Genomic DNA, 22,275 nt, shown 5'->3' with positions numbered 1-22,275 from the left:
TGATATATAGTCCGTAGCCTGAATAGAACGAATGGCTGCTGTCTTACTCAGTGGAGATTTTAAGTGGCAAATATTAAGTCAGCAATTAAACGCGCCCGTCAAAACATTAAATTGCGCCAACATAATGCCAGTGCGCGCTCAATGTACCGTACTTTTGTTAAAAATGTACTGAAAGCCGTTGAAACAGGTGACCATGAAGCAGCTAAAGCAGCTTATGCCAAAGCACAACCTGTTATTGACAAAGCGGCTGGCAAGGGCCTGATTCATAAAAATAAAGCAGCCCGTATTAAAAGCCGTCTGAGTGCTCGTATCAAAGCGATGTCTGCCTGATTATGTCTGAGTTCTCGCATCACTGCATGCGAGAACGCCTTTCTCTCCTTATAACTTCCCCCAATTTAAATAGTTATCTATTGCTCTCTGTGATTGAAAATTACACTGAACCGCCATAAACTTTATATAGTTACTCTCTTTTATTCATTCTGACTAGCCGTAAGTAAGGAGAATTCGCATGGATGATAAAAAACCTGTGAACGTTCAAAACGAAGAGGCCAGTAGCCACCATCAGGGAAACTATCAGACGGAAAAACCTGGCGAAATAACTAAGAAATCGCAAGGTCCTAAAGGAAACCAAATTCCAGAGCCCGATCAAAAAAAGTTTAACAAATAATGCGCGCCTCGAATGATGTGATTAATAGCTTGTTGAAAAATGGGCTTTTATTTTTTTGTTTAATATACTTCAAGTAAGGTTTGAGGAGTCGTGCCGGGATACTAAATGATCAAATTGCGTGCAATTATATCATTTTTATTGCTCTTCTTATCAAACCGTTTTTAGGGAACTGGAAGATACACATCGAAACGGATGGTTTTGCCTGGGATATTAGAATTCGCCGGAAACAAGGGAGGAAGGGTTTGCGGCCATTTTACAACCACTTTATTGCGGACTCTTTTCCTGGCAATCTGCAATAACTGATTTGCATCGTAATCACTGCCAATCAGCTGCTGCAGCACCTGCAAATCTTTTTTTACCAGCGCTGATTTTTGCCGCACCGGATGCATGGGATCGATATAAATGATATCAGGATAGTGCTCTTCCTTTAATTCATTCAAAAAATGAATAGCATTGCAGTGCAGAACTGTTAAATGAAGGGCATTTTCAGACACTTGATCGCGGCGCATTAAGGCATCCTCTAATAATGCCGCAATCACCGGATTTCGCTCCAGCATCAGAACGCTGGCTCCAAAAGAAGCAAGGACAGCCGCATCCCGCCCCCAACCTGCTGTGGCATCGATTATGCGCAAACCGGCTTGTGGTTTGCATGCCCGAACCAGACCCTGCTTTTTACCCTCGTTTTTGCGAGCTTGCCAATAGCCAAGATCAAAATTCGCCTGCTGGGCTGAAAAAGGACCAATTTTGAGTGATAAACCATTGCTGGCGACAAGCAACTGGTTCTTTGCTGATAAATTGATGGGCAAATTCAAGCGCTTTGATAACTCTTCCGCTTGTGAATGCTGCAGATCGTTTTCATAGACAATGGATAAATTTTCAATCATCCCTGTCCTTGCAGACTTTCCACATATTCCAGCAAGGAGTGGTAAACAGGAACTTCCGGATAATTCATCAGCCCTATCCGATCAGTCATTGGCGATAGCACCATAACAGGGGTGGCGCCAGCTGCCATTGCAGCCTGGATATCGGATACTCTGTCGCCAACGAAAGGAACCCCTTCGAGAGAACAGGAAAACCTTTTTCCTAAGCGTTGCAATAAACCAGGCTCTGGTTTGCGGCATGAACAGCCTTCATCGGGCATGTGAATGCAATATTCGATGGCGGCTATTTCCCCCCCCACCGCCTGTAACTCACCAAGCATTTTCTGATGTATCCGCTCCAGCGTTTTTTCAGTGTAATAACCGCGTGATACGCCAGACTGATTGGTGGCAATACCCAGCAAATAACCCGCGCGAGTTAATCTGGCAATAGCCTCTTTGCTGCCTGGCAAGAAATTAAAATCATCCTCGCAGCGAATATAGTTGATTGAATCGGAATTAATAATTCCATCCCGATCCAGCAAAATCACTTTATTCATGATACCGTCTGTAATATCGAAATATCTGCTACACTCTGGAGCAGTACCTGTAAACGACTTAGCAAAGCCAGGCGATTAGCCTTGATTTTTTCCTCGTCGACCATAACCATCACTCGCTCAAAAAATGCATCAACCGCGGTTTTTAAACCGGCTAGTTGATTTAATATCAGCGAATACTTTTTAGTTTCCTGCCAGCTTTTAGATCGTTCCTCAACTTCGAGAAGTGAAGCATAAAGATGCTGCTCAGCAACTTCGGAAAACAGGCTGGAATCCACATGGTTATCATTGCTTTGCTGCTGCAGAATATTGCTGACACGCTTACAGGCCGCCGATAGTGAACTCGCTTCGGGCAAGTTAATAAATTGCAGCAATGCCTGAATTCGCTGATCAAAGTCATAGAGATTGTCAGCCTGGCGGGCACGAACAGCCAGCACGATATCATTGCTTACCGCTTGCGCCTGATAATAGGAATGCAGGCGTTCCAGAATAAAGGCTTGAATTTCTTTCAAAGCCGGCTCATTCGCATCAATCAGACGGCCATAAGCGCTGATTGAGGCTTCAATTAATTCAGAAAGATTAAGCTCGGTGTTATGACTCACCAGCATACGCACAATGGCTAAAGCATGTCGCCGCAGCTTGAAAGGATCTTTCATACCAGTGGGCTTCTGCCCAATTGCAAAAATTCCGACCAGGGTATCCAGGCGATCAGCCAAAGACAGGGCGAGGCCAAGAGAAGACTGAGGAAGACCATCACCCGCAAAGCGCGGCAGATACTGTTCATTAAGAGCGACAGCAACGTCCAGCTTTTCACCATCATGCCGGGCATAATAGTATCCCATAAGGCCCTGTAATTCCGGGAACTCACCAACCATACCGGTCATCAAATCACACTTGCTAAGCTCTGCTGCACGCATTGCCTGTTCTCTGTCTAAACCCAGAGGCTTTATGAGATGTTCCATAATCCCTTGAATGCGGAGCGATTTGTCGAGCAGACTACCCAGTTTTGCCTGAAAGATTACTTTTGAAAGTGAATCAAGGTGTCTGGAAAGTGTCTGCTTTTTATCCTGCTCAAAAAAGAAAGCCGCGTCACTCAAACGAGCGCGCATAACCTTTTCATTACCCGCGATCACCTGCTTCGGCTTTTTGCTTTCAATATTTGAAATTGCAATAAACAAGGGCATCAACTGCTGGCTTTCATCCTTTAGTGGAAAACATTTCTGATGTGATTGCATAGAAGCGATTAATGCTTCGGGAGGCACATCCAGAAAAGCCTGATCAAAACTGGCTAACAGGGCCTGTGGCCATTCAACAATTGAGGTCACCTCATTCACCAGCTCTTCAGGCATGATGGCTGTTCCTCTGGCCTCTGCTGCTGTTTTTTCAATCTGTTCAACTATTAATTGACGGCGTTTGCCAAAGTCAGCAACAACCGACGCACTATGTAAAGCTTGTTCATAATCGGCAGGCTGGTCTATTTGAACAGCGTGAGGATGATGAAAACGATGTCCGTAGGTGATGCGTCCTGTCGCCATACCAAAAATGCTTGCTTTAATGATTTGCTTACCCCAAAGCATGACAGCCCAGTGAACAGGTCGAGAAAATTCATCATCACCTGTTCCCCAGCGCATAGGTTTTGGTATTGGCAAATTAGCCAGTGCCTGTTGGACCAGTGCAGGCAGTAACGTTTCGCTGGGTGCTCCAGGTGAATGACTTTCATAAACAAACCATTCGCCTTTATCAGTTTTGCTGCGGCTAAGCTGTTCAACGTCTACTCCACAGGAGCGCGCGAACCCCAGAAGCGCAGGAGTGAATTTACCCTCCGCATCATAAGCCGCAGCGACTGCCGGACCTCTTTTGACTGAGGTTTGAGAGGGCTGTTCTTTGGCCACATTGCTTATCAGGACAGCAAGGCGCCTTGGCGTAGCAAATGATTTAATTTCATCATAAGCAATTTCGGCTTTTTCTAAAGCATCCTTCATGTTATAGGCTAGTTCTTTAGACAGAGGCAAAACAGAGCCGGAAGGCAACTCTTCACAACCCAATTCAAATAAAAAATCATTGACCATGTTTACACCTTTAATAAAGGAAAGCCCAGGGCTTCGCGTGCCTGATAGTAAGCCTGTGCAACCGACCTTGATAATTGGCGCACACGCAGAATATAGCGCTGTCGCTCAGTCACCGAAATGGCATGTCGCGCATCCAGTAAATTAAAGGCATGTGACGCTTTAATAACCATTTCGTAAGCGGGTAAAGGCAAGCCCAGTGCGATTAATTTTTCAGCTTCAGTTTCGTAATAATCAAACTGACTGAATAAGGCCTCCACGTTAGCTTGTTCAAAATTATAGGCCGACATTTCCACTTCGTTCTGGTGAAACACATCGCCATAAGTCACTGTTTTGTCCTGAGTCTTGCACCAGGGCAAATCAAAAAGATTATCTACGCCTAAAACTGCCATGGCGATACGCTCAAGACCATAAGTGAGCTCGCCAGTGACTGGTTTACAGCTTAAGCCGCCCACCTGCTGGAAGTACGTAAACTGAGAAACCTCCATCCCATTTTGCCAGACTTCCCAGCCTAATCCCCAGGCACCCAAGGTAGGAGACTCCCAATTGTCCTCTACGAACCGAATATCATCGGTTAAGGGATCAACTCCCAGAGCGCGCAGTGAATCAAGATACTTTTCCTGAATATCCAGTGGAGATGGCTTCAGAATCACCTGAAACTGATAATAATGCTGTACGCGATTGGGATTATCCCCATAGCGCCCGTCCGCCGGCCTTCTGGATGGCTGGACATAGGCCGCAGCCCAGGGCTCCGGGCCAATGGCTCTCAGGAATGTCGCCGGATGAAAGGTACCGGCACCGACTTCCATGTCCAGGGGCTGTAATATCACGCATCCCTGATTGGCCCAGAATTGTTGCAAGGTCAAAATAATGTCCTGGAAAGTCGATGGTTTATTCATTCTTATCTCATTTACTCTATGTTTCAGCAAAGTGTAGCAAATATGACATTACTAAAAGAAGTCGTTCTTCTAAAGCAATTCTTGACTTCTACGTTCTGCCGCTTATTCGGCGCCCTTTCATAAATAATCTGTCGTCTTTGCGAACGAAGTGAAGCAATCCAAAACTAACCCTGGACAAAGTCAGGATCTGGGTTGCTTCGCTGACGCTCGCAAAGACGTCTTTTTACATTTATCTTTTTTTATACAACGAGGCCGAACAAGTCCCGGAACGTAGAAAAAACCTATAATGATTGACGTACATCAATTTATTATTTCATGCGTATTAGCCCTGCTTTATACCAAAGCATGGCTAATACAAGCTGGCAATTAATTACTACCGGCTTTCTTAATTAAATCAATCAATGCCTCTTCACTGGCGGCTCCCGGAATGAACGCTGGCTCACTGCCGGCCTTAAAGCTGCCGTTGGGTGTCGATGCAACGATAAATGCAGGTGTTCCCATCAAATGCAGTTTTTCAGCTAATTGGCGATTCGCTTCCAAAGCATCTGTTACTGTTTGGCTATTCAGATCCGCAGCAAACTTGGTCATATCCAGGCCAGCCGCTTTCGCTGCATCATTAATGCTTTGATCCGTTACTTTCTGATCCTGATTAAACAAGGCATCATGCATGGCTTTGTATTTGCCCTGCATCGCAGCCGCTAAAGCAGCGCGGGAGGCCTGTTCAGAGCTTTTTCCAAAAATAGGGAATTCTTTGTAAATCACACGCAGGTTAGGATCTTTTTGTATCAGTCCACCGACAATAGGCGCCATTTTTTTGCAATGGATACACTGATAGTCAAAAAACTCAACCAGGGTGACATTGCCATTGGGATTACCCAAAACAGTTAATTTGTCGCTGAACAAATCGTTAGCATTGGTTTGAATTGCAGCCTGAGCCTGTTGCTGCATGTTTTGCTGTTGTTTTTGCTGCAATGCCTGGGAAGCTTCAATTAAGACTTCGGGATTATTAACCAAATAATCATGAATGACCTGCTCCATCGCTTTCTTTTGCGCGTCGGGTATGGAAGCGGTTGCGGCAGTGTTTGCTGCGGTATTGCTATCGGCCATAGCCATTGGAGAAAACATTGCAGTAATTAATGCGCCAGCTGTTAACAGTCCTGAAAATTTCACGAAAATCCCCTTAATTTATAGTCCACATTGCTGGTGCTCCATCACATGAACTGTGGAGCCACCCGTTTCAATTTTCCGGATGAACCGTAGCATCAGCAGATTTTAATTTCAAGTTAATTTTAAACCTCTTGCGGTGTCAGATTGGCGTAAGCGAGCACGAGCCATTTTATTCCATGACTTTTGAATTTAACCTGTACACGCGTATGCGCCCCGTTTCCTTCCACAGAAATAACCACGCCTGTTCCAAATTTGGCATGAGAAACTGCCTGACCCAATTGCAATCCGGCATCTTCCGCCAAACTGGCGGTCATGGCTTTGGGAGTAACTGGCTTCTGGAATTGCGTTTTTACCCTTAATTCGTGCAAAAGCTCTGAGGGTAATTCACGCAGGAAGCGAGAAGGACGGTGATACTCTTCACGACCATACTGCCGCCTGACTTCCGCATAAGTCAGAAAAAGCTCTTCCATTGCCCGAGTCATCCCAACATAGCATAGTCTTCTTTCTTCCTCGAGCCGTCCAGGTTCCTCAATAGACTGCTTACCGGGAAAAACCCCTTCCTCCATTCCGCTTAAAAATACGACCGGAAACTCCAGACCCTTCGCCGCATGAAGGGTCATCAGATGGACATAACGCTCATGCTCTGCCGCCTGCATTTCGCCCGCTTCAAGCGAAGCATGAGCTAAAAACGCCACCAGTAAAGGCAATTCCTCATCATAATCATCCTGCTCATAGCGAAACTGTTTGGCAGCACTGATTAACTCCTGCAGGTTATCCAGACGCGATTCAGATTTATCCCCCTTCACTTTCGCGAAATGAGCATACAGGCCGCTTAAATTGATAACTTCATTGAATTGTTCATCGAGTTCAAGCCCTGCGATTCGCTGTTGAAGATCTTTTATTAAATCCAGAAAACGGGCCAGGGCACTGCTTGCCCGCTGAGTCAGTGTGGAGTTATTAATTAACAGATCAGCAGCCTGCCAAAGCGAGATTTGCTCTGTTTTAGCCAAATGCCGCAGCTCATCCAATGTTTTTTCACCTATGCCGCGTGTCGGAAAATTAACCACTCGCTCAAACGCGGTATCGTCGTTTGAGTTGGCCATCAAACGCATATAAGCCAGGGCATCCTTAATTTCTGCTCGTTCAAAAAAGCGCAGCCCCCCATGAATGCGATAAGCAATTCCTGCATGCAGCAGTGCTTCCTCCAGAACACGGGATTGCGCATTGGAACGATACAAAATTGCCACCTCATCGGCACTGCGTCCCTGGCTCAACGCAAGGCTAATGCGATCACTGATAAAGCGTGCTTCATCCAGCTCATTAAAAGCACTGTAAACGACAATCTTTTCACCAGCTCGCCCCTCTGTCCACAGCTCCTTACCCATTCGAGACTTGTTGTTGGTAATTAAGGCGTTAGCCGCTTCAAGGATGGTCGACGTGGAGCGGTAATTCTGCTCCAGACGAATCGTTTCCGTATTAGGATAATCCCTGACAAACTGAGCGATATTTTCAACTTTCGCCCCCCGCCAGCCATAGATCGACTGATCATCATCCCCCACTGCCATAACCACTGCCTGCTCACCGGCTAATAAGCGTATCCAGGCATATTGAATGGTATTGGTGTCCTGAAACTCATCAACCAGAATGGCGTTAAATCGCTGGCGGTAATGCTCAAGTATATCCGGATTATTACGCAGCAATTCATGCGTTCTAAGCAGGATCTCGGCAAAATCAATGACGCCTGCGTTCTGACAGGCTAGCTCATAGGCCTCATAAATGCGAATCAGAGTGCGTGTAGGTCCATAGCTTTGTGCATGGATATGCGAAGGACGCAGGCCCTCATCTTTTTTACCGTTAATAAAGGATTGAGCCTGCTTTACTGGCCATTGCTCTTCATCAAGATTAAGTGAAGCAATAACGCGCTTTATCAAGCGAGCCTGATCATCACTATCAAGAATATGAAAAGTTTCCGGAAGGCGCGCTCTTTCATAATGGCGGCGCAACATACGATGACAGAGCCCGTGGAATGTACCTACCCATAAACCATGAACCGGACTGTTAAAAATCTGAGCGAGCCGGCTGCGCATTTCTCCAGCGGCCTTATTCGTAAAGGTGACGGCCAGAATAGAGGAAAAGGGCATGTTATAATGTGAAACCATCCATGCTATCCGGCTTACCAGTACTCGTGTTTTTCCGCTGCCAGCACCTGCTAAAACCAGAACATTCTTCAAAGCAGCAGTGACGGCTTCATATTGTTTTTGGTTCAAACCCTTTGTTAATGTTTCTACCGTCATGCATGACTCCCACTTCAAAAAATGAGCTATTATCTTAAATTTAGTGGAGTTAAAGCAATATTTATGGAATGTTTTCCAATTCAGATAAACAAGTATATGATTAGTAAAAAGGAAGACGAGTAAAACTATGCATACCCTATATCCACCCATTAAACCCTACTATATCCATGAGCTCCCCGTTGCGCACCCTCATGTATTGTATGTTGAGGAAACAGGAAATCCCGAAGGTTTACCGGTTATAGTATTGCATCCAGGGCCAGGGGCTGGGGGTGACGCCTATCTCAGGCGTTTTTTTGATCCGCAGGTTTATCGCATCATTCTATTTGATCAGCGCGGTTGCTGCCGCTCCACTCCGCATCTTGAGCTTAAAGACAACACCACGCAGTCATTACTGGACGATATCGATGCTATTCGGGATTACCTGGGGCTTCAGCGCTTTGTTTTGTCAGGCGGAGGCTGGGGAAGTTTATTGGCATTACTCTATGCGGAACTATATCCTCAGCAAATCTGCGGCTTATTATTACATCGTATTTTTTTAGGCAGACAACAGGATATTGACTGGTTTTATCGCCAGGGCGCTAATTTGATCTATCCCGATTACTGGCAGGAGTTTACTCATCTTATTCCCGAGACTCAGCTTGATGAAGTACCTGCTTATTATACCAGCCGCTTGCAGGGACCTAATGAATTAGGGCGTATGTCCGCTGCAAAAAACTGGACACTTTGGCTGGCTCGTTGCAGCAGCCTGCAACCTCATCAAAACCTGATTGATCAGTATAGCGACCCGCATTTTGCCCTGACCCTTGCTACCCTCGAAACTCATTACATTAATAATCGCTATTTTATTGAAGAGAATCAGGTACTCAAGAATGCCAGCAAACTGCGTCATATCCCGGCATATATAATCCATGGACGTTATGACATGGTATGCCCTTTATCGGGTGCCTTGACCTTGCATCAGGCTCTGCCCGCTTCCAATTTAAGCATTGTGCGCGATGCAGGCCATTCAGACAGGGAGGCAGGAATTATTGATGCCCTAATATGCGCAAGCAAGGAAATGTCTCGCCAGAGATCAGACGCATGCTGACGGTTATTCAGGTAGTTCGTGAAGCACGTGTGGAGGTCGAACAGCAGATCATCGGTCAGATTGAGCGTGGTCTTTTGATTTTATGCGGTTTTGGGCCAACAGACAGCAGCGCCACCCTGGAAAGCATGCTTGAAAAATGCCTTAATTACCGCATCTTTAGTGATATGCAAGGGAAAATGAATTTAAATCTGCAGCAGGTTGAAGGCGGCTTGTTACTGGTTCCTCAGTTTACCCTTCTCGCAGACACACGGAAAGGCCTAAGACCCAGTTTTTCCAATGCAGCACCCCCAAATCTGGCCAGAGCTTTATTCAGCGAACTGGTGGAACGGGCTAATCAGAAATACTCTAGAGTAGCAAAGGGGGAATTCGGAGCCGATATGCAAGTCCACCTTTGTAACGATGGACCGGTAACCTTTGTGATGGATTTTTAAATAGTTTTTTCATATTGTGGCGAATCCAGAGATAGTGGTAACATGAACTTTCCATGACTCGGAATAATTGAAATATCATGCGTTTAATGGCAGTTTTAACCACTTGTGCAAGCTCATTCCTGCTTGCCTCCTGTATCCATAAAGGCCCGAATCCTGTTGACCCTTATGAATCCATTAATCGCGAGACTCACAAGTTCAATATGGCATTTGATGTCACGTTTCTGAAACCGCCAGCCCGCCTATACAAAGCGGTTTTACCAGGACCAGTACGCGCCAGCATTAACAATGCCTATGAAAATGTGAATATGATTCCAACAGTAGGCAATGATTTGCTGCAGGGAGAATTACGTCAGGCAGGCAAAGACACCTGGCGCTTCCTGATTAACTCCACCTTAGGTATCGCCGGATTTTTTGACCCTGCCAGCCGAATGGGATTGCCGCCGCACAGTAATGATTTGGGCCTCACTTTTGCAAAATGGGGTAACAAAGAATCCCCCTATATTGTGATTCCATTCCTCGGTCCAAGCACTTTCCGCGATGGTATGGGCATGCTGTTTGAATACCCGCTGCTAACGCCATATCCTTATCTGGACAGCACTGTTCTGACCAATACACTTATCGGAGTGAGATATGTTGATCTGCGCTCGCAATTATTCGATACCGAACGGCTTATGGATGAAGCGCTGGATAAATATGCCTTTATCCGCGACGCTTACTTACAGCACCGTAATTATCGAATTACCGGCGAACAAGGACAAACTGGTGACTCAGAGTCTCTGTATGTTGAAGAAAATGGAGAAAACGGAGAGAAGCTAAGCAGTAATTCAGCTCTGGGTAGTGATTATATCGATGAATAGGGTAAAATTGTCCCACCCATCTCCATTGATCTAAGTTTCGTATGTTGCATATTGCGCTTTATCAGCCTGAGATTCCACCCAATACCGGCAATATTATTCGTTTGTGCGCCAATACCGGCGCGCAATTGCATTTAATTCATCCTCTGGGTTTTGAGATGGATGACAAGCGCATGCGGCGTGCGGGTCTGGATTACCACGAATGGGCCAATGTCATTCACTATGAGAATGAAGCGGCATTTGTTGAGCAAAACAGCAGTCGGCGTATTTTTGCCTGCTCCACCAAAGGCAGCGTTCCCTATAACCAAATCACCTATCAGGATGGCGATCTATTACTATTCGGACCGGAGACTCGTGGTTTGCCCGCTGAATTAAGAGAGCGCTACAGTGCCATTCGCATTCCGATGAAGGGAAACAGCCGCAGCTTAAATCTTTCCAATTCGGTCGCTATTATTCTTTATGAAGCCTGGCGGCAATTAAACTTTGTTTGACTTTATACCACCGGTAAGCATAGTCTTCGAGAGGAAGCTTCGACTCGAAGACTAATGAACCTCATTTTTAGATATCATTCTCGGCATGATTGGAATCACTGACCCGCAACTCCAGCCACATCGCGTTTAATACAGCAAAAGTGCAGGCCAGACCTGTACCCAAAATCCAGGAAAAATACCACATAATGCCTCCTAATAGCCCATTGCGGAATTATTGTTAACGGTTTCTGTGGTCACCTTACCCCTAAGGACTCGATAAACCCAGGCCGTATATAAAAGAACCAGCGGCAGTAAAATCAGAGTTGCAAACAACATAATTGTTAAAGTCAAAGCACTCGAAGAGCTATCCCATACCGTTAAACTTTGTGAGGGGTTGCTGACAGAAGGCAGAATGAAAGGAAACATACTGACTCCCACTGTAGCAATAATGCATGCAACAGTCAGTGCACTGAATAAAAAAGCTATTTTTTGTTTTTTAGAACATAAGATAGCCAGTAAAGCCGATAGCAGCCCGGCTGCAGGAACAAGCAATGTCCAGGGCTTCTGATAATAGTTAAAAAACCAGGCGCCCGGCACCCTGACAACCGTTTTATAAAGAGGGTTAGAGGGTCCATCCTGTGGAATCGGATGCGCCAACGCATAGCCGTCAATTCCCAGATAAATCCAAACGCCGGCCGCTGCAAATAAAAGAATTACCAGCATAGCACTTGCTCGCGCAGCCACTGTTGCACGGTTTTGTACAGGCCCCGCTGTTTTCACTGTCAGGAAAAACGCCCCATGCATGGCCAGCATGGCGACCGACAATACGCCACATAACAAAGCAAAGGGATTTAGCAGTTCCAGGAAAGTTCCGGTGTAGAAAGGACGCAGGCTCGTATCAAAATAGAAGGGAACCCCCTGTAATACATTTCCCATGGCCACACCGAAGATCAGCGCTGGTACTACTCCGCCGATAAACAGCGCCTTGTCCCAATTATTTCTCCATCGTATCGATGGCAGCTTGGAACGGTATTTAAATCCGACTGGCCGCAAAATCAATGCGAGCAGCACCAGCAGCATCGCAAGGTAAAAGCCGGAAAACGATAGCGCATACAGTGCCGGCCAGGCAGCAAAAATCGCCCCGCCCCCCAGAATGAACCACACCTGATTGCCTTCCCAGGTTGGAGCAATACTGTTAATCAGAATTCTCTTTTCAGTATCGTCTTTGGCGAGCCAGGGCAACCACATCACCACGCCCAAATCGAAGCCATCCATCACCGCAAACCCTATTAATAAAAGTCCTAAAAGAATCCACCATATTACTCGCAGCATTTCGTAATCGATAATCATCTTACTCTCCATGTATCAGGCTGTCAGGACCAAGGCGTATAGCCTTAACCATTAAATAAACCTCAATGATCGCCAGTATCGTGTAAAAAATGATAAAACCGGCCAGAGAGGTCGCGACTTGAGAAAAGCTGACTGACGAGGTGGCAATGTAGGTGGGTAAAATCCCCTGTACAACCCAGGGCTGCCGCCCATATTCAGCAACTATCCAGCCCAGTTCTGCGGCAATCCATGGCAAAGGAAGCGACCAGAAAGCCACATGGAGATACCAGCGAGTGGTGTGCAGCCTGCGTTTTATAGACAAATAAAATCCTATTGCAAACAGCAAAATAAAGAAAAAGCCGCAGGCAACCATGATGCGAAATGAGAAAAACAGAGGCAGCACTTTCGGCTTGAGATCATTTGCTGCCGAATTGATCTGCTCTTCCGTGGCATCACTTACATTCTCTGTGTATTTTTTCAATAAAAGCCCATAGCCTAAAGCATGGCGATGTGCTTCAAAATCAGCTTTTGCCTGACTATCCTGCGGGTTTTGCTGAAGTACCGCCAGGGCTTTATAGGCAAGCATCCCCTCACGAATATTCTGTTTTCCTTCATCAATTAACTCTGAGATACCCTGCAAAGGCTCACTAATAGAGCGTGTGGCGATTAATCCAAGCATATAGGGCACTTCAAAGCCATAGTCGGTGGTCTGTGTTTTTTCATTTGGAATACCGAAAACCGTTAGCCCCGCCGGCGCTTTTTCGGTATGCCACATCGCTTCAATTGCAGCCAGTTTCATTTTCTGATTGCTGTTGGCGACATACCCGCTCTCGTCTCCAAGAACCACCACCGACAAAGCCGATGCCAGGCCAAAGGAAACCGCGACTGTCATAGAACGTTTGGCCATATCAATATGGCGCCCGCGCAGGATAAAATAAGCGCTGATAGCCAAAACAAAAATAGCGCCGGTTACATAACCCGCACTGATTGTATGAACAAATTTAGCCTGGGCAACTGGATTAAACATGACTTCGGCAAAATCACTCACTTCCATTCGCATCGTCTGGTAGTCAAATGTGGCGCCAACCGGATTTTGCATCCAGCCATTCGCAATCAGGATCCATAACGCCGATAAGTTGGTTCCTAAAGCCAAAAGCCAGGTACAGCACATATGCTGAAATTTCGATAATTTATCCCAGCCGAAAAAAAACAGACCGACAAACGTGGCTTCCAGAAAAAAGGCCATGAGCCCTTCCAGCGCTAAAGGAGCGCCAAACACATCACCCACATAGTGAGAGTAATACGCCCAGTTGGTACCGAACTGAAATTCCATCGTCAATCCTGTGGCCACTCCCAACACAAAATTGATACCGAATAACAGCCCCCAATATTTAACCATTCGGCGCCAGATTTCACGCCCTGTCATTACATAGACAGTTTCCATAATGGCCAAAAGCAAAGACAATCCGAGAGTTAGAGGAACGAAGAGAAAATGGTACAGCGCGGTTAATGCAAATTGTAAGCGGGATAAATCGACAACTTCACTGGCAGGAATCATAGCTCACCTTAGTAACTGAAGTTAAAAAAACAAAGCCCTTGTTCGATCAAAGAATTAATGTTCTGCGATAGCCTCCATAGTCACCGGTGAACCAAATAGATATTGCTTGAACGATTGGGGCTTTTCGATGTGATGAAAGCAACAGAACCACAAAGCAGTCAGAAGGACAATTTTTACCGCAAACGTAATCAGAATTTCACGGGAAAAGGAACGCATATCAGGCTCAGCAATTTGAAGACAAATAGTGTAACTGAAACAAAGACTCAGCACCAGTTGAAGTCTGATTATTCCTTTCATTCATTCTCAAAGCTGTATCAGCTTAGAAATCGAATTGCCCAGCTTTCAATCTTAAAATCAGCACCAGATTATAGTGCTGATTTTTTCTCCAGACAGCGCATATACTCTCCTGCGATATCCAGACCAGATACCTGCATTATTTCTCTGATGCAAGTGGGGCTGGTTACATTAATCTCAGTCAGATAATCGCCAATCACGTCAATGCCTACGAAAAACAAGCCTTTTTCACGCAGAGTCGGCGCAATCTGCTCGCAAATCCAGCGATCTCTGTCGTTTATCTCGACTACTTCACCTCTGGCCCCTGCAGCCAGATTGCCGCGAATATCTCCCTTTGCAGGAATTCTGGCCAAAGCATAGGGAACAGGAGAGCCATCGATTAATAAAATGCGTTTATCTCCAAGGGTTTTGATTTCCGGGATGTAACGCTGCGCCATAATGGTCACTGTTTCATCTCGGGTCAACACCTCAAGGATAACCGATAAATTACTGGCTTTTTCATCGACATGGAAAATGGCATTCCCACCCATGCCTTCAAGAGGCTTATATACTACCTGCTGATGCTGCTCCCAGAACTGGTACAAGCGGTCAATATTTTTGGTCACCAGAGTTAAGGGACAGCATTGTGGAAACTGGAGGGTAAAAAACTTCTCATTGGCATCGCGTAAACTTTGCGGCTTATTGGCCACCAGCACTCCGGCCTTTTCTGCAAGCTCCAAAGCATAAGTAGCATAAATATATTCCATATCGAAAGGAGGATCCTTTCGCATCAGAATAATATTGAACTCATTGAGCGAGCGCTCGGCTCTTTCGCTCACCTCTGCCCAGTTGCCAGAGTGCTCATCCCCCACCCTGATTGAGGCGACCTGTGCGAAAGCCTGACCCTGTTTGCAGGAAATATCGGCAGGGGTAAAATAATAACACTCCCATCCCAATTGCTGAGCGCTTTGCAGCATGGCGACAGTAGAATCTTTATACGCCTTTATTGAATCCAGAGGATCCATCAAAACAGCCAGCTTCATTATTCGCCTCCAATTGCAGCGATTTCCCTTGCTGCCGCAAGCGCCGCTAACCGTGCGATGACGCCATAGGCGTAAAAACGGTTGGGGTACTCAACAGGTGGTAAATCACCTCTTGGCATGTTGCAGGGTTGTGAAAAAGCCAAAGGCTCAAAATGCATGCCCGGCGCATTCAGATTTTCATCACTGCCACGCCCCTGATGCACGCGGTAAAAACCACCGACTACAAATTGACCCATCATATAAACCACGGGTTCGGCAACGGCTCCATCGGGCATGGTTTCAAAAGAAAAAACACCTTCCTGCAAAATAACGCGCTCAACTTTCTGGCTTCCTTTACTAGCCGCCATACGGGTACGCTGCTTACGATTCAGCTGACGCAGTTCATTCGCATCATGCACCATCATAACGCTCATGCCATAGGTACCATTATCCGCTTTAACAGCCAGAAATGGCTTTTCGTCAATACCATAAGTTCGGTATTTGTCCTCAATTTGTTTTAAAAGCATATCGGCTGCTGCAGCCAGATTTTCCAGGCCTTCCTGAGCCATAAAATCAATCCCATCCACCGCGGTGAAATACGGGTTAATCAGCCAGGGATCAAGATTGATTAATTCACAGAAATCGCGGGAAACTTCATTAAAAAAACCGAAATGGCTGGATTTTAAACGCGAAAACCAACCGAGTTTGGCCGTGGGACGTATACGCTGCTTAATGCCATCGAGGATGGGAGGAACGCCAGTGGACAGATCATTGTTTAATACAATGAAGCAGGGATCAAAATCATGCAGGCCGACCCGATCCTGGTGTCGTATCAGGGGTTCAATCACTAAACTGTTATTCCCTTCCAGTTCAATTTCAACAGGACTGGATAAATCAGGATCCAGACTGCCAATTCGGACATTAAATCCTGCCTGCATCAAAATATCTCTCAAAACAGCCAGGCTTTGCATGTAAAAGCGATTACGCGTATGGCTCTCAGGCAGAATCAGTATACGCCTGCAGGTCGGCAGATAATCAATTAATACCGCCTGAGCCGCCTGCACGCAAAGGGGTAAGAAATCAGGATTCAGATTATTGAATCCAGCAGGAAATAAATTGGTATCCACTGGAGCAATCTTGAAACCGGCATGTCTGAGATCAACAGATGAGGTCAGAGGGGGCGGAGTCATTCGCCATTGTTGTCTGAACCAATCCTCAATATCAGCGATTCGGCTCAGGATCACTTCTTCCACATGGTACAGTGGGCCGCAATGAGCCGTAAATAAACTGGGTACCGGTACATCGTAGTGATGCATGAGAATACTCCTCAGCGATTAAACTCAAGCCTAATGAGACAGCCAGGTTTTTCTAATTATTATTATTATTTAAAACAAGAAGCAGATTGTTTGCATAGACTCGATAAGCGTAGCGCATCCAGGTTTTTCCACGCAAGAAATTAATCATTTATTTGCATAGAGGGTCAATTAATTGCCTTACCCCTGAGAAAGACAGCGATACTGCATTTCTGTTATGATTACTCATCCGAATTGACGCAATACAATTATGCTTAATCAATTAATAGAACAATATGCAGCACAAATCGACACTTTTCAATATCTGCTCGTTTTAATTAATGCCCTGCTGCATCTGTTATTTGCCGGTGCGGTAGCCCGTGATGCCGGCAGCCTCTATCAGTTGGGCCAGCGGCCTGCTCTGGTTTCTGCAGCATCCTGGGCTTTTGCGACGCTGCTTGGCGGCGTGATCACTGCCGCAATTTACTGGTTTATTCACCACTCCACACTAACACGACCTACTTTGAGAGAGAAAAGCCATGAACGAACATAATATTGCCACAATCGATGTCCACGAATTAAAGCAACGGATGGAAAAAAACAGCAAGCTTTGCCTGATTGATGTTCGTGAAGACTATGAGTGGCAGAACTATCGCATTCGAGAAGCCCTTCACATTCCCAAAGGGGAATTAGCCGCACGCATTACTGACGAAGTAGCCGACAGGGCTGAACCCATTTACCTGCACTGTCAGGGTGGGGTCCGGTCGCTGGCTGCAGCCGATACACTGATGCAGATGGGCTATCAGGAAGTATATTCAGTCAATGGTGGAATTGCCGGCTGGAGTATGGCGGGTTATCCGATAGAGAAGTGAATGTGCTGGGCTTAGAAGCCCAGCTTGCCATTAGGTAAAGGAATTATTGTAGGTTGGGCCCTTGGCCCAACAAAAGGGTTGAGCCACGACAGAACTCAATGTTGGGCCAAGGGCCCAACCTACATGTAATAGTAAAATATCCGTAACTTAATAGCAGTGAGCCTATACCTGTGGGGGTATATCAGGAAGGACCGCTTTCAGGAACGAACTCTTCCTCAGCTACCGCGCTCTTTGACGAAGAGGCTGACGCTTTTCCACCACCAAACAGCATATGTGATACGCCACCTGTGATACTGGATAAAAAGCCTGCGTTGCCCCCTTTTGCTTTCAGCGCTTCTTCTCTGGCTCTTCTTTCTTCTTCTTTCTTTGCCTTTTCCGCAGCTTCATGTGCCTTTTTAATTGAATCATTTTGGTAGGCATCGTTCTTTATCTTGGCATCGCTCTGCAAGAGGATTAGAGTGCTACAAAATTGGATATGATCAAAAATTACTGCTGGTTTTCCTTCCTTGTCTTCCTTTTTCCCTTCTCTGTCATCTCTGATAACAAACTTGTGCTCAGGTTTTTTACCCTGAAGTTCAAGAGGCTTTTCATACACTTCATTGGCAAATGATTCCAGAGCAATGTCATAGACTCTGAAGGATGTCTGTATATCAATTGGATTAGCAGGATCTTCTGGCTTTAAAATGGCGTCAAGAGCACGAAACACGGAACTGCCTTTGTTTAGAAGTCCGCCTTTTGGATTCAGATGATGATATTCTTGCCCAATGACGTGTCGTACGGTTAACATAACCCCTGCCAGGATATCAGCTTTTTGATTATCCTCATAATTCACACTTATACTATTCAAATGCTCGATATAGGTATCGATGAATTTGACATAACCATAGCGTTCCAAGCTTTGAATGTCATTTACAGTTTTATCGGTCTTAATCTGATAACGTTGTTCGTTCCAAGCCTCTAAAAGTTTAGTCCAACTTGGGATTGTATAAGCCATAATTTTCTCCTTAAACTCCATATTCCAAAAGTGAGGGCTTTCCTCACGATACCCAGTGTAAACTAATTATTTCCGTTCGTCATGACTTTTCTTTAAACGACTTAACTAAATTACAACCTCTTGTTTTTACATCAGGTTTAGGAAAAACTCTGATGAAAAATCTTTATTTCTCTTCGCCTCTGCTTTAGGATGACGCTTTGCTTCAACAGAAAGGAAATCAAATGAAGAAATACCTTAGTGTACCCCTGATGCTGCTCACCAGTATCGCCTGGGCAGAAACCAAACCACCTGCGCTGGTTGTTCAGATTGTGGTGGATCAGCTTCGAGGGGACCTGCTGGAACGCTATAAAAGCAAATTTGGCACGGAGGGTTTTAACTACCTGCTGAGTCATGGCATCAATTACCAGAATGCCCATCACCCCCATGCGCATACCGTAACCTGTGTTGGTCACGCGACTATTGCGACTGGCAGCTTCCCGGCTCTTCACGGTGTTGTGGCCAATGACTGGATCGATCGTCAGACAGGTCAGTCTGTTTATTGCATGGAAGATTTAAACAGCAAAATTATTCCAACCTCTCACTCAAAAAAAGAATTGCCAGGACGTTCCCCGCGCCAATTGCTGGCCTCCACTCTCAGTGATGAATTAGTGCTCGCTCAAAAAGGCCAGGCATTCGCCGTTTCCTTAAAGGATCGCGCGGCAATCACTCTTGCTGGCCATGCGGGTCAGGCCTATTGGTTTGATCGAAGCAATGGCGGTTTTGTCAGCAGCAGTTATTATTTGACCCAATACCCGCAGTGGGTCATCAATTGGAATGCTGATTATCATGATCAGAATGAAACCTGGTCGTTAAGTAAACCAGTCAATCAATATACTTTCGCCAAATCGGCAGGCTTTCCTAACCGCTCCTCCAAGGACTTCGGCAAAGGATTCCCGCACCATACTGGTGAACCGGGTAATGAGGAATATTACGAATTTTTATCGATGACTCCCAAAGCGGATGAATTAACCGCTGATTTTGCCATTCACCTGCTTAAAGAAGAAAAATTAGGTAAAACGGCCAATTCAGTCGATTATTTAGGCATTAGTTTCTCTGCTGTCGACGCAGTGGGTCATGAGTTTGGGCCAAACAGTCTGGAGTCAGAAGATAATTTGCTACGCCTTGACCAGACGATGGCCAAATTACTCAAAGCGATTGATGCTCAGGTGGGACTTGCCAATACCCTAATCGTACTCTCGGCAGATCATGGAGTTAGTGACTCGCCAAGCTATCTTTCTGAACACCATATGCCACAGGCCAATGCTTTAAATGAGAGTGAACTGCGTCAAAAAATAGAACAAACTTTACTCAAGCGATTCCAGCTGCCGGCTAACTCACTGCAAGCGATTATGCCTCCCTATGTGTATCTCAATCATGAAGTCATCCGCTCTCATAGTATGGATATTGATCAGGTAAACGCGACCCTGGTTGAAACACTGGGCAATTTCCCCGGCGTCTTTCAGGCTTATGCGCTGTCCTTAGCCAATACACAACACGACTGGCTTAGCGAAAAGGTGATTCGTATGGCTAATTTAAGCCGCGCAGGCGATCTTTATCTGGTGCCGCCTCCTTATCAATTGAGTGAAGATCAGGAAGGCCAGAAAGTCGATCATGGAACGCCCTGGCAATACGACAGTTATGTGCCGCTTCTTTTTGTGAATCCTCAATTTGAGGCGCAAACGATTACTCGTCCAGTCTATACAACAGACATTGCCACTACTCTGGCAGCGGTGCTGGCCATCAAATCGCCTTCTGCCGCCGTAGGACAGCCTTTAGCGGAGGTAACGCGTTTTTATGACAATAAAGCTTGAAAAGCGTTAATTTATGGCTAATTAATAAATAAGAAGCTCAATTCATCGCTTATCGATTCACTGCGAGCCTGACGATAAAGATTCAAATCGTCAGACTTGCAAAACGATCGGTTCAATACCAAGGAATGGTGGTTAAAATGAATAATCTGAAAACTTTAATTCTTCTGGCTGCATTAACAGCCCTTCTCATGGTAATTGGCCGTTTATTAGGCGGCTATGGCGGCATGATGATTGCCTTGATTTTTGCGGTCGTTATGAATTTTGGCGCCTACTGGTTTTCAGATCAGATTGTATTGCGAATGTATAAAGCACAACCACTGGATGAAAGCCATCCGGTTTACTCTATTGTATCCCAACTTGCCAATCGAGCACAAATTCCCGTACCCAAAGTTTATATAGTTGATACCCCCGTACCCAATGCCTTTGCTACAGGACGAAGTCCGGAACATGCCAGCGTTGCCGTAACGACTGGAATATTATCGAGACTTAGCCAGGAAGAACTGACAGGGGTGCTCGCTCATGAAATTTCTCACGTGACTCATCGGGATACACTAATCAGCGTCATTGCCGCTACCCTGGCAGGTGCGATTAGCGGTATCGCTAATATGTTCATGTTTTTACCAATGGGCCATGACTCTGATGGAGAGCGAAGTAATCCAATCGGCGCGATATTAATGCTGATTTTAGCGCCTATGGCAGCAGGCCTGATTCAAATGGCGGTTTCTCGCTCAAGAGAGTACGAGGCCGATATAGGCGGAGCTAAACTATCCGGTCACCCTTTATGGCTGGCCAGCGCATTGGGTAAATTGGAAATGGCCAATCAGCAGGGTCAATTTCCTGCCGCAGAAAGACATCCAACCACCGCCAATTTATTTATTGTCAATCCATTAACCAGCCAACGCCTGACCGCCCTTTTTTCAACTCATCCGCCAACTGCTGACCGGATTGCAAGATTACAGGAAATGGCGCGGGGCGGCTTTTAATCACTTGCGTTAGCAGGATATTCTAAGGATAATTCAGTCCTAGTATTTTAATTATCATGAGTATTGTATGGGACAACTTGGGCAATTTATTGTTAATCACTGGGCTTTATGGTTAGGCTTAATTCTCATTTTACTGCTCATTTTAATTAATGAAATTCAATCGCAGAAAAAACGTGCCAAGGAAGTGTCGCCACAACAGGCTGTTCACTTCATTAACCGAGACGATGCGGTAGTAATTGACCTGCGTGATCTTGAAACTTATCGAAAGGGCCATATTATTAATTCTGTACGTGCCAGTGTAGAGGACTTTGAACAACAATCACTGGATAAATATAAAGACAAACCTATTATCCTGGTTTGTGCTAAAGGTTTACAATCTACGGCATTGGCTGCTAAATTGCGTGCACAGGGATTCACCGCGCCCATGATTCTGGCGGGCGGAATAAGTGCATGGCAAAATGCAGACTTACCTCTGGTAAAAGGAAAATAAACTATGGCAAGCATAATTATGTATAGCACCAGTTACTGCCCTTATTGTCTAAGAGCCAAGCAATTGCTTGATAGCAAAAAGGTCAGTTATCAGGAGATCCGCGTTGATGAAGAACCGGGAAAACGCGATGAAATGATTGCCCGCAGTGGACGCAGAACGGTGCCCCAGATTTTTATTGATGGACAGCATATCGGCGGCTGTGATGATTTATATGCACTCGAAGATGCGGGTAAGCTAAATGAACTTTTACAATAACTAGGAAA

General features: G+C 45.6%; 25 protein-coding genes. 12 read left to right on the top strand and 13 right to left on the bottom strand.

Going from position 1 to position 22,275, the window contains the following annotated elements:
* The first annotated feature begins 63 nt into the window (after positions 1 to 63).
* Together rpsT and LXA66_RS12825 are read left to right on the top strand one after the other, a co-directional pair.
* On the top strand, positions 64 to 330 hold the full coding sequence (gene rpsT, locus LXA66_RS12830) for a 30S ribosomal protein S20 (protein WP_058507698.1): 267 nt from the start codon (positions 64 to 66) through the stop codon (positions 328 to 330).
* 178 nt (positions 331 to 508) lie between these two features.
* Positions 509 to 667: a hypothetical protein gene (locus tag LXA66_RS12825; protein ID WP_233013454.1), complete on the top strand. Its 159-nt coding sequence runs from the start codon at positions 509 to 511 to the stop codon at positions 665 to 667.
* Between the two features lie 161 nt (positions 668 to 828).
* Here the strand turns inward: LXA66_RS12825 and LXA66_RS12820 are convergent, their stop codons facing one another.
* The 6 genes from LXA66_RS12820 to uvrD all read right to left on the bottom strand — a co-directional run bounded on the left by LXA66_RS12820 (position 829) and on the right by uvrD (position 8,507).
* A complete protein-coding gene (locus tag LXA66_RS12820) occupies positions 829 to 1,551 on the bottom strand; it encodes a class I SAM-dependent methyltransferase (protein WP_233013453.1) in 723 nt (240 codons plus the stop codon).
* Positions 1,548 to 2,084 carry a D-glycero-beta-D-manno-heptose 1,7-bisphosphate 7-phosphatase gene (gene gmhB, locus LXA66_RS12815; protein ID WP_233013451.1) on the bottom strand — a complete coding sequence of 179 codons (537 nt, stop codon included), beginning with the start codon at positions 2,082 to 2,084 and terminating at the stop codon, positions 1,548 to 1,550. The genes LXA66_RS12820 and gmhB overlap by 4 nt, the downstream gene beginning before the upstream one ends.
* Positions 2,081 to 4,150 carry a glycine--tRNA ligase subunit beta gene (gene glyS, locus LXA66_RS12810; RefSeq protein ID WP_233013450.1) on the bottom strand — a complete coding sequence of 690 codons (2,070 nt, stop codon included), beginning with the start codon at positions 4,148 to 4,150 and terminating at the stop codon, positions 2,081 to 2,083. The genes gmhB and glyS overlap by 4 nt, the downstream gene beginning before the upstream one ends.
* A gap of 2 nt (positions 4,151 to 4,152) precedes the next feature.
* Positions 4,153 to 5,046 carry a glycine--tRNA ligase subunit alpha gene (glyQ, locus tag LXA66_RS12805; protein WP_133140116.1) on the bottom strand — a complete coding sequence of 298 codons (894 nt, stop codon included), beginning with the start codon at positions 5,044 to 5,046 and terminating at the stop codon, positions 4,153 to 4,155.
* A 366-nt stretch (positions 5,047 to 5,412) separates the two neighbouring features.
* Positions 5,413 to 6,216 carry a DsbA family protein gene (locus LXA66_RS12800; RefSeq protein WP_233013449.1) on the bottom strand — a complete coding sequence of 268 codons (804 nt, stop codon included), beginning with the start codon at positions 6,214 to 6,216 and terminating at the stop codon, positions 5,413 to 5,415.
* Positions 6,217 to 6,335: 119 nt separating this feature from the next.
* On the bottom strand, positions 6,336 to 8,507 hold the full coding sequence (uvrD, locus tag LXA66_RS12795; RefSeq protein ID WP_233013447.1) for a DNA helicase II: 2,172 nt from the start codon (positions 8,505 to 8,507) through the stop codon (positions 6,336 to 6,338).
* A gap of 127 nt (positions 8,508 to 8,634) precedes the next feature.
* Between uvrD and pip the strand changes: the two genes are divergently transcribed.
* From pip to trmL, 4 genes are all read left to right on the top strand, one after another.
* The gene (gene pip, locus LXA66_RS12790; RefSeq protein ID WP_233013446.1) at positions 8,635 to 9,594 is read left to right on the top strand and encodes a prolyl aminopeptidase; all 960 of its coding nucleotides are present in this window, start codon (positions 8,635 to 8,637) and stop codon (positions 9,592 to 9,594) included.
* Positions 9,588 to 10,025: a D-aminoacyl-tRNA deacylase gene (dtd, locus tag LXA66_RS12785; RefSeq protein WP_233013445.1), complete on the top strand. Its 438-nt coding sequence runs from the start codon at positions 9,588 to 9,590 to the stop codon at positions 10,023 to 10,025. Before pip ends, dtd begins: the two co-directional genes overlap by 7 nt.
* Before the next feature lie 77 nt (positions 10,026 to 10,102).
* Positions 10,103 to 10,882, top strand: coding sequence for a VacJ family lipoprotein (locus tag LXA66_RS12780; protein WP_233013444.1), 780 nt, complete (start codon positions 10,103 to 10,105; stop codon positions 10,880 to 10,882).
* Positions 10,883 to 10,923: 41 nt separating this feature from the next.
* Entirely contained in the window at positions 10,924 to 11,370 is a 447-nt protein-coding gene (trmL, locus tag LXA66_RS12775) for a tRNA (uridine(34)/cytosine(34)/5-carboxymethylaminomethyluridine(34)-2'-O)-methyltransferase TrmL (protein ID WP_233013443.1), read from the top strand.
* A gap of 67 nt (positions 11,371 to 11,437) precedes the next feature.
* Here the strand turns inward: trmL and cydX are convergent, their stop codons facing one another.
* The 6 genes from cydX to gshA form a co-directional block, all read right to left on the bottom strand.
* Complete coding sequence (gene cydX, locus LXA66_RS12770) at positions 11,438 to 11,557, bottom strand: cytochrome bd-I oxidase subunit CydX (RefSeq protein WP_233013951.1); 120 nt, start codon at positions 11,555 to 11,557, stop codon at positions 11,438 to 11,440.
* A 5-nt stretch (positions 11,558 to 11,562) separates the two neighbouring features.
* A complete protein-coding gene (cydB, locus tag LXA66_RS12765) occupies positions 11,563 to 12,699 on the bottom strand; it encodes a cytochrome d ubiquinol oxidase subunit II (protein WP_233013442.1) in 1,137 nt (378 codons plus the stop codon).
* A gap of 1 nt (position 12,700) precedes the next feature.
* Entirely contained in the window at positions 12,701 to 14,236 is a 1,536-nt protein-coding gene (locus tag LXA66_RS12760; RefSeq protein WP_233013441.1) for a cytochrome ubiquinol oxidase subunit I, read from the bottom strand.
* 54 nt (positions 14,237 to 14,290) lie between these two features.
* Positions 14,291 to 14,533, bottom strand: coding sequence for a cytochrome oxidase putative small subunit CydP (gene cydP, locus LXA66_RS12755; protein WP_233013440.1), 243 nt, complete (start codon positions 14,531 to 14,533; stop codon positions 14,291 to 14,293).
* Between the two features lie 68 nt (positions 14,534 to 14,601).
* On the bottom strand, positions 14,602 to 15,552 hold the full coding sequence (gshB, locus tag LXA66_RS12750) for a glutathione synthase (protein ID WP_233013439.1): 951 nt from the start codon (positions 15,550 to 15,552) through the stop codon (positions 14,602 to 14,604).
* Positions 15,552 to 16,847 (bottom strand): glutamate--cysteine ligase, encoded by a 1,296-nt coding sequence (gene gshA / locus LXA66_RS12745; protein ID WP_233013438.1) that lies wholly within the window; start codon positions 16,845 to 16,847, stop codon positions 15,552 to 15,554. The genes gshB and gshA overlap by 1 nt, the downstream gene beginning before the upstream one ends.
* A gap of 247 nt (positions 16,848 to 17,094) precedes the next feature.
* Here gshA and LXA66_RS12740 point away from each other — a divergent pair, with 247 nt between their 5' ends.
* Both LXA66_RS12740 and LXA66_RS12735 read left to right on the top strand, forming a co-directional pair.
* On the top strand, positions 17,095 to 17,376 hold the full coding sequence (locus LXA66_RS12740) for a hypothetical protein (protein ID WP_233013437.1): 282 nt from the start codon (positions 17,095 to 17,097) through the stop codon (positions 17,374 to 17,376).
* Positions 17,363 to 17,695, top strand: a complete 333-nt coding sequence (locus LXA66_RS12735) for a rhodanese-like domain-containing protein (protein ID WP_112220202.1) — start codon at positions 17,363 to 17,365, stop codon at positions 17,693 to 17,695. The genes LXA66_RS12740 and LXA66_RS12735 overlap by 14 nt, the downstream gene beginning before the upstream one ends.
* Before the next feature lie 181 nt (positions 17,696 to 17,876).
* On the opposite strand, the gene LXA66_RS12730 is transcribed toward LXA66_RS12735, so the two are convergent.
* Positions 17,877 to 18,689, bottom strand: coding sequence for a hypothetical protein (locus LXA66_RS12730; protein ID WP_233013436.1), 813 nt, complete (start codon positions 18,687 to 18,689; stop codon positions 17,877 to 17,879).
* 221 nt (positions 18,690 to 18,910) lie between these two features.
* On the opposite strand from LXA66_RS12730, the gene LXA66_RS12725 reads away from it, so the two are divergent.
* The 4 genes from LXA66_RS12725 (at position 18,911) to grxC (ending at position 22,267) form a co-directional block, all read left to right on the top strand.
* Positions 18,911 to 20,539: an alkaline phosphatase family protein gene (locus tag LXA66_RS12725; RefSeq protein ID WP_233013435.1), complete on the top strand. Its 1,629-nt coding sequence runs from the start codon at positions 18,911 to 18,913 to the stop codon at positions 20,537 to 20,539.
* 137 nt (positions 20,540 to 20,676) lie between these two features.
* Positions 20,677 to 21,522 carry a zinc metalloprotease HtpX gene (gene htpX / locus LXA66_RS12720; RefSeq protein WP_112220199.1) on the top strand — a complete coding sequence of 282 codons (846 nt, stop codon included), beginning with the start codon at positions 20,677 to 20,679 and terminating at the stop codon, positions 21,520 to 21,522.
* Between the two features lie 67 nt (positions 21,523 to 21,589).
* On the top strand, positions 21,590 to 22,012 hold the full coding sequence (locus LXA66_RS12715) for a rhodanese-like domain-containing protein (RefSeq protein ID WP_112220198.1): 423 nt from the start codon (positions 21,590 to 21,592) through the stop codon (positions 22,010 to 22,012).
* 3 nt (positions 22,013 to 22,015) lie between these two features.
* Positions 22,016 to 22,267 carry a glutaredoxin 3 gene (gene grxC / locus LXA66_RS12710; protein ID WP_112220197.1) on the top strand — a complete coding sequence of 84 codons (252 nt, stop codon included), beginning with the start codon at positions 22,016 to 22,018 and terminating at the stop codon, positions 22,265 to 22,267.
* The last annotated feature ends 8 nt before the right edge of the window (positions 22,268 to 22,275 follow it).

The sequence above is a fragment of the Legionella sp. 16cNR16C genome, assembly GCF_021297775.1.
Taxonomy (GTDB): domain Bacteria; phylum Pseudomonadota; class Gammaproteobacteria; order Legionellales; family Legionellaceae; genus Legionella_C; species Legionella_C quinlivanii_A.
This window is presented reverse-complemented; position numbering and strand designations above follow the sequence as displayed.

Coding starts and splice junctions, on each gene's coding strand:
- LXA66_RS12825 (WP_233013454.1), top strand. CDS start 509: ATGGATGATAAAAAACCTGTGAACGTTCAAAACGAAGAGGCCAGTAGC.
- LXA66_RS12820 (WP_233013453.1), bottom strand. CDS start 1,551: ATGATTGAAAATTTATCCATTGTCTATGAAAACGATCTGCAGCATTCA.
- gmhB (WP_233013451.1), bottom strand. CDS start 2,084: ATGAATAAAGTGATTTTGCTGGATCGGGATGGAATTATTAATTCCGAT.
- glyS (WP_233013450.1), bottom strand. CDS start 4,150: ATGGTCAATGATTTTTTATTTGAATTGGGTTGTGAAGAGTTGCCTTCC.
- glyQ (WP_133140116.1), bottom strand. CDS start 5,046: ATGAATAAACCATCGACTTTCCAGGACATTATTTTGACCTTGCAACAA.
- uvrD (WP_233013447.1), bottom strand. CDS start 8,507: ATGACGGTAGAAACATTAACAAAGGGTTTGAACCAAAAACAATATGAA.
- pip (WP_233013446.1), top strand. CDS start 8,635: ATGCATACCCTATATCCACCCATTAAACCCTACTATATCCATGAGCTC.
- dtd (WP_233013445.1), top strand. CDS start 9,588: ATGCTGACGGTTATTCAGGTAGTTCGTGAAGCACGTGTGGAGGTCGAA.
- LXA66_RS12780 (WP_233013444.1), top strand. CDS start 10,103: ATGCGTTTAATGGCAGTTTTAACCACTTGTGCAAGCTCATTCCTGCTT.
- trmL (WP_233013443.1), top strand. CDS start 10,924: ATGTTGCATATTGCGCTTTATCAGCCTGAGATTCCACCCAATACCGGC.
- cydB (WP_233013442.1), bottom strand. CDS start 12,699: ATGATTATCGATTACGAAATGCTGCGAGTAATATGGTGGATTCTTTTA.
- LXA66_RS12760 (WP_233013441.1), bottom strand. CDS start 14,236: ATGATTCCTGCCAGTGAAGTTGTCGATTTATCCCGCTTACAATTTGCA.
- cydP (WP_233013440.1), bottom strand. CDS start 14,533: ATGAAAGGAATAATCAGACTTCAACTGGTGCTGAGTCTTTGTTTCAGT.
- gshB (WP_233013439.1), bottom strand. CDS start 15,552: ATGAAGCTGGCTGTTTTGATGGATCCTCTGGATTCAATAAAGGCGTAT.
- gshA (WP_233013438.1), bottom strand. CDS start 16,847: ATGCATCACTACGATGTACCGGTACCCAGTTTATTTACGGCTCATTGC.
- LXA66_RS12740 (WP_233013437.1), top strand. CDS start 17,095: ATGCTTAATCAATTAATAGAACAATATGCAGCACAAATCGACACTTTT.
- LXA66_RS12735 (WP_112220202.1), top strand. CDS start 17,363: ATGAACGAACATAATATTGCCACAATCGATGTCCACGAATTAAAGCAA.
- LXA66_RS12730 (WP_233013436.1), bottom strand. CDS start 18,689: ATGGCTTATACAATCCCAAGTTGGACTAAACTTTTAGAGGCTTGGAAC.
- LXA66_RS12725 (WP_233013435.1), top strand. CDS start 18,911: ATGAAGAAATACCTTAGTGTACCCCTGATGCTGCTCACCAGTATCGCC.
- htpX (WP_112220199.1), top strand. CDS start 20,677: ATGAATAATCTGAAAACTTTAATTCTTCTGGCTGCATTAACAGCCCTT.
- LXA66_RS12715 (WP_112220198.1), top strand. CDS start 21,590: ATGGGACAACTTGGGCAATTTATTGTTAATCACTGGGCTTTATGGTTA.
- grxC (WP_112220197.1), top strand. CDS start 22,016: ATGGCAAGCATAATTATGTATAGCACCAGTTACTGCCCTTATTGTCTA.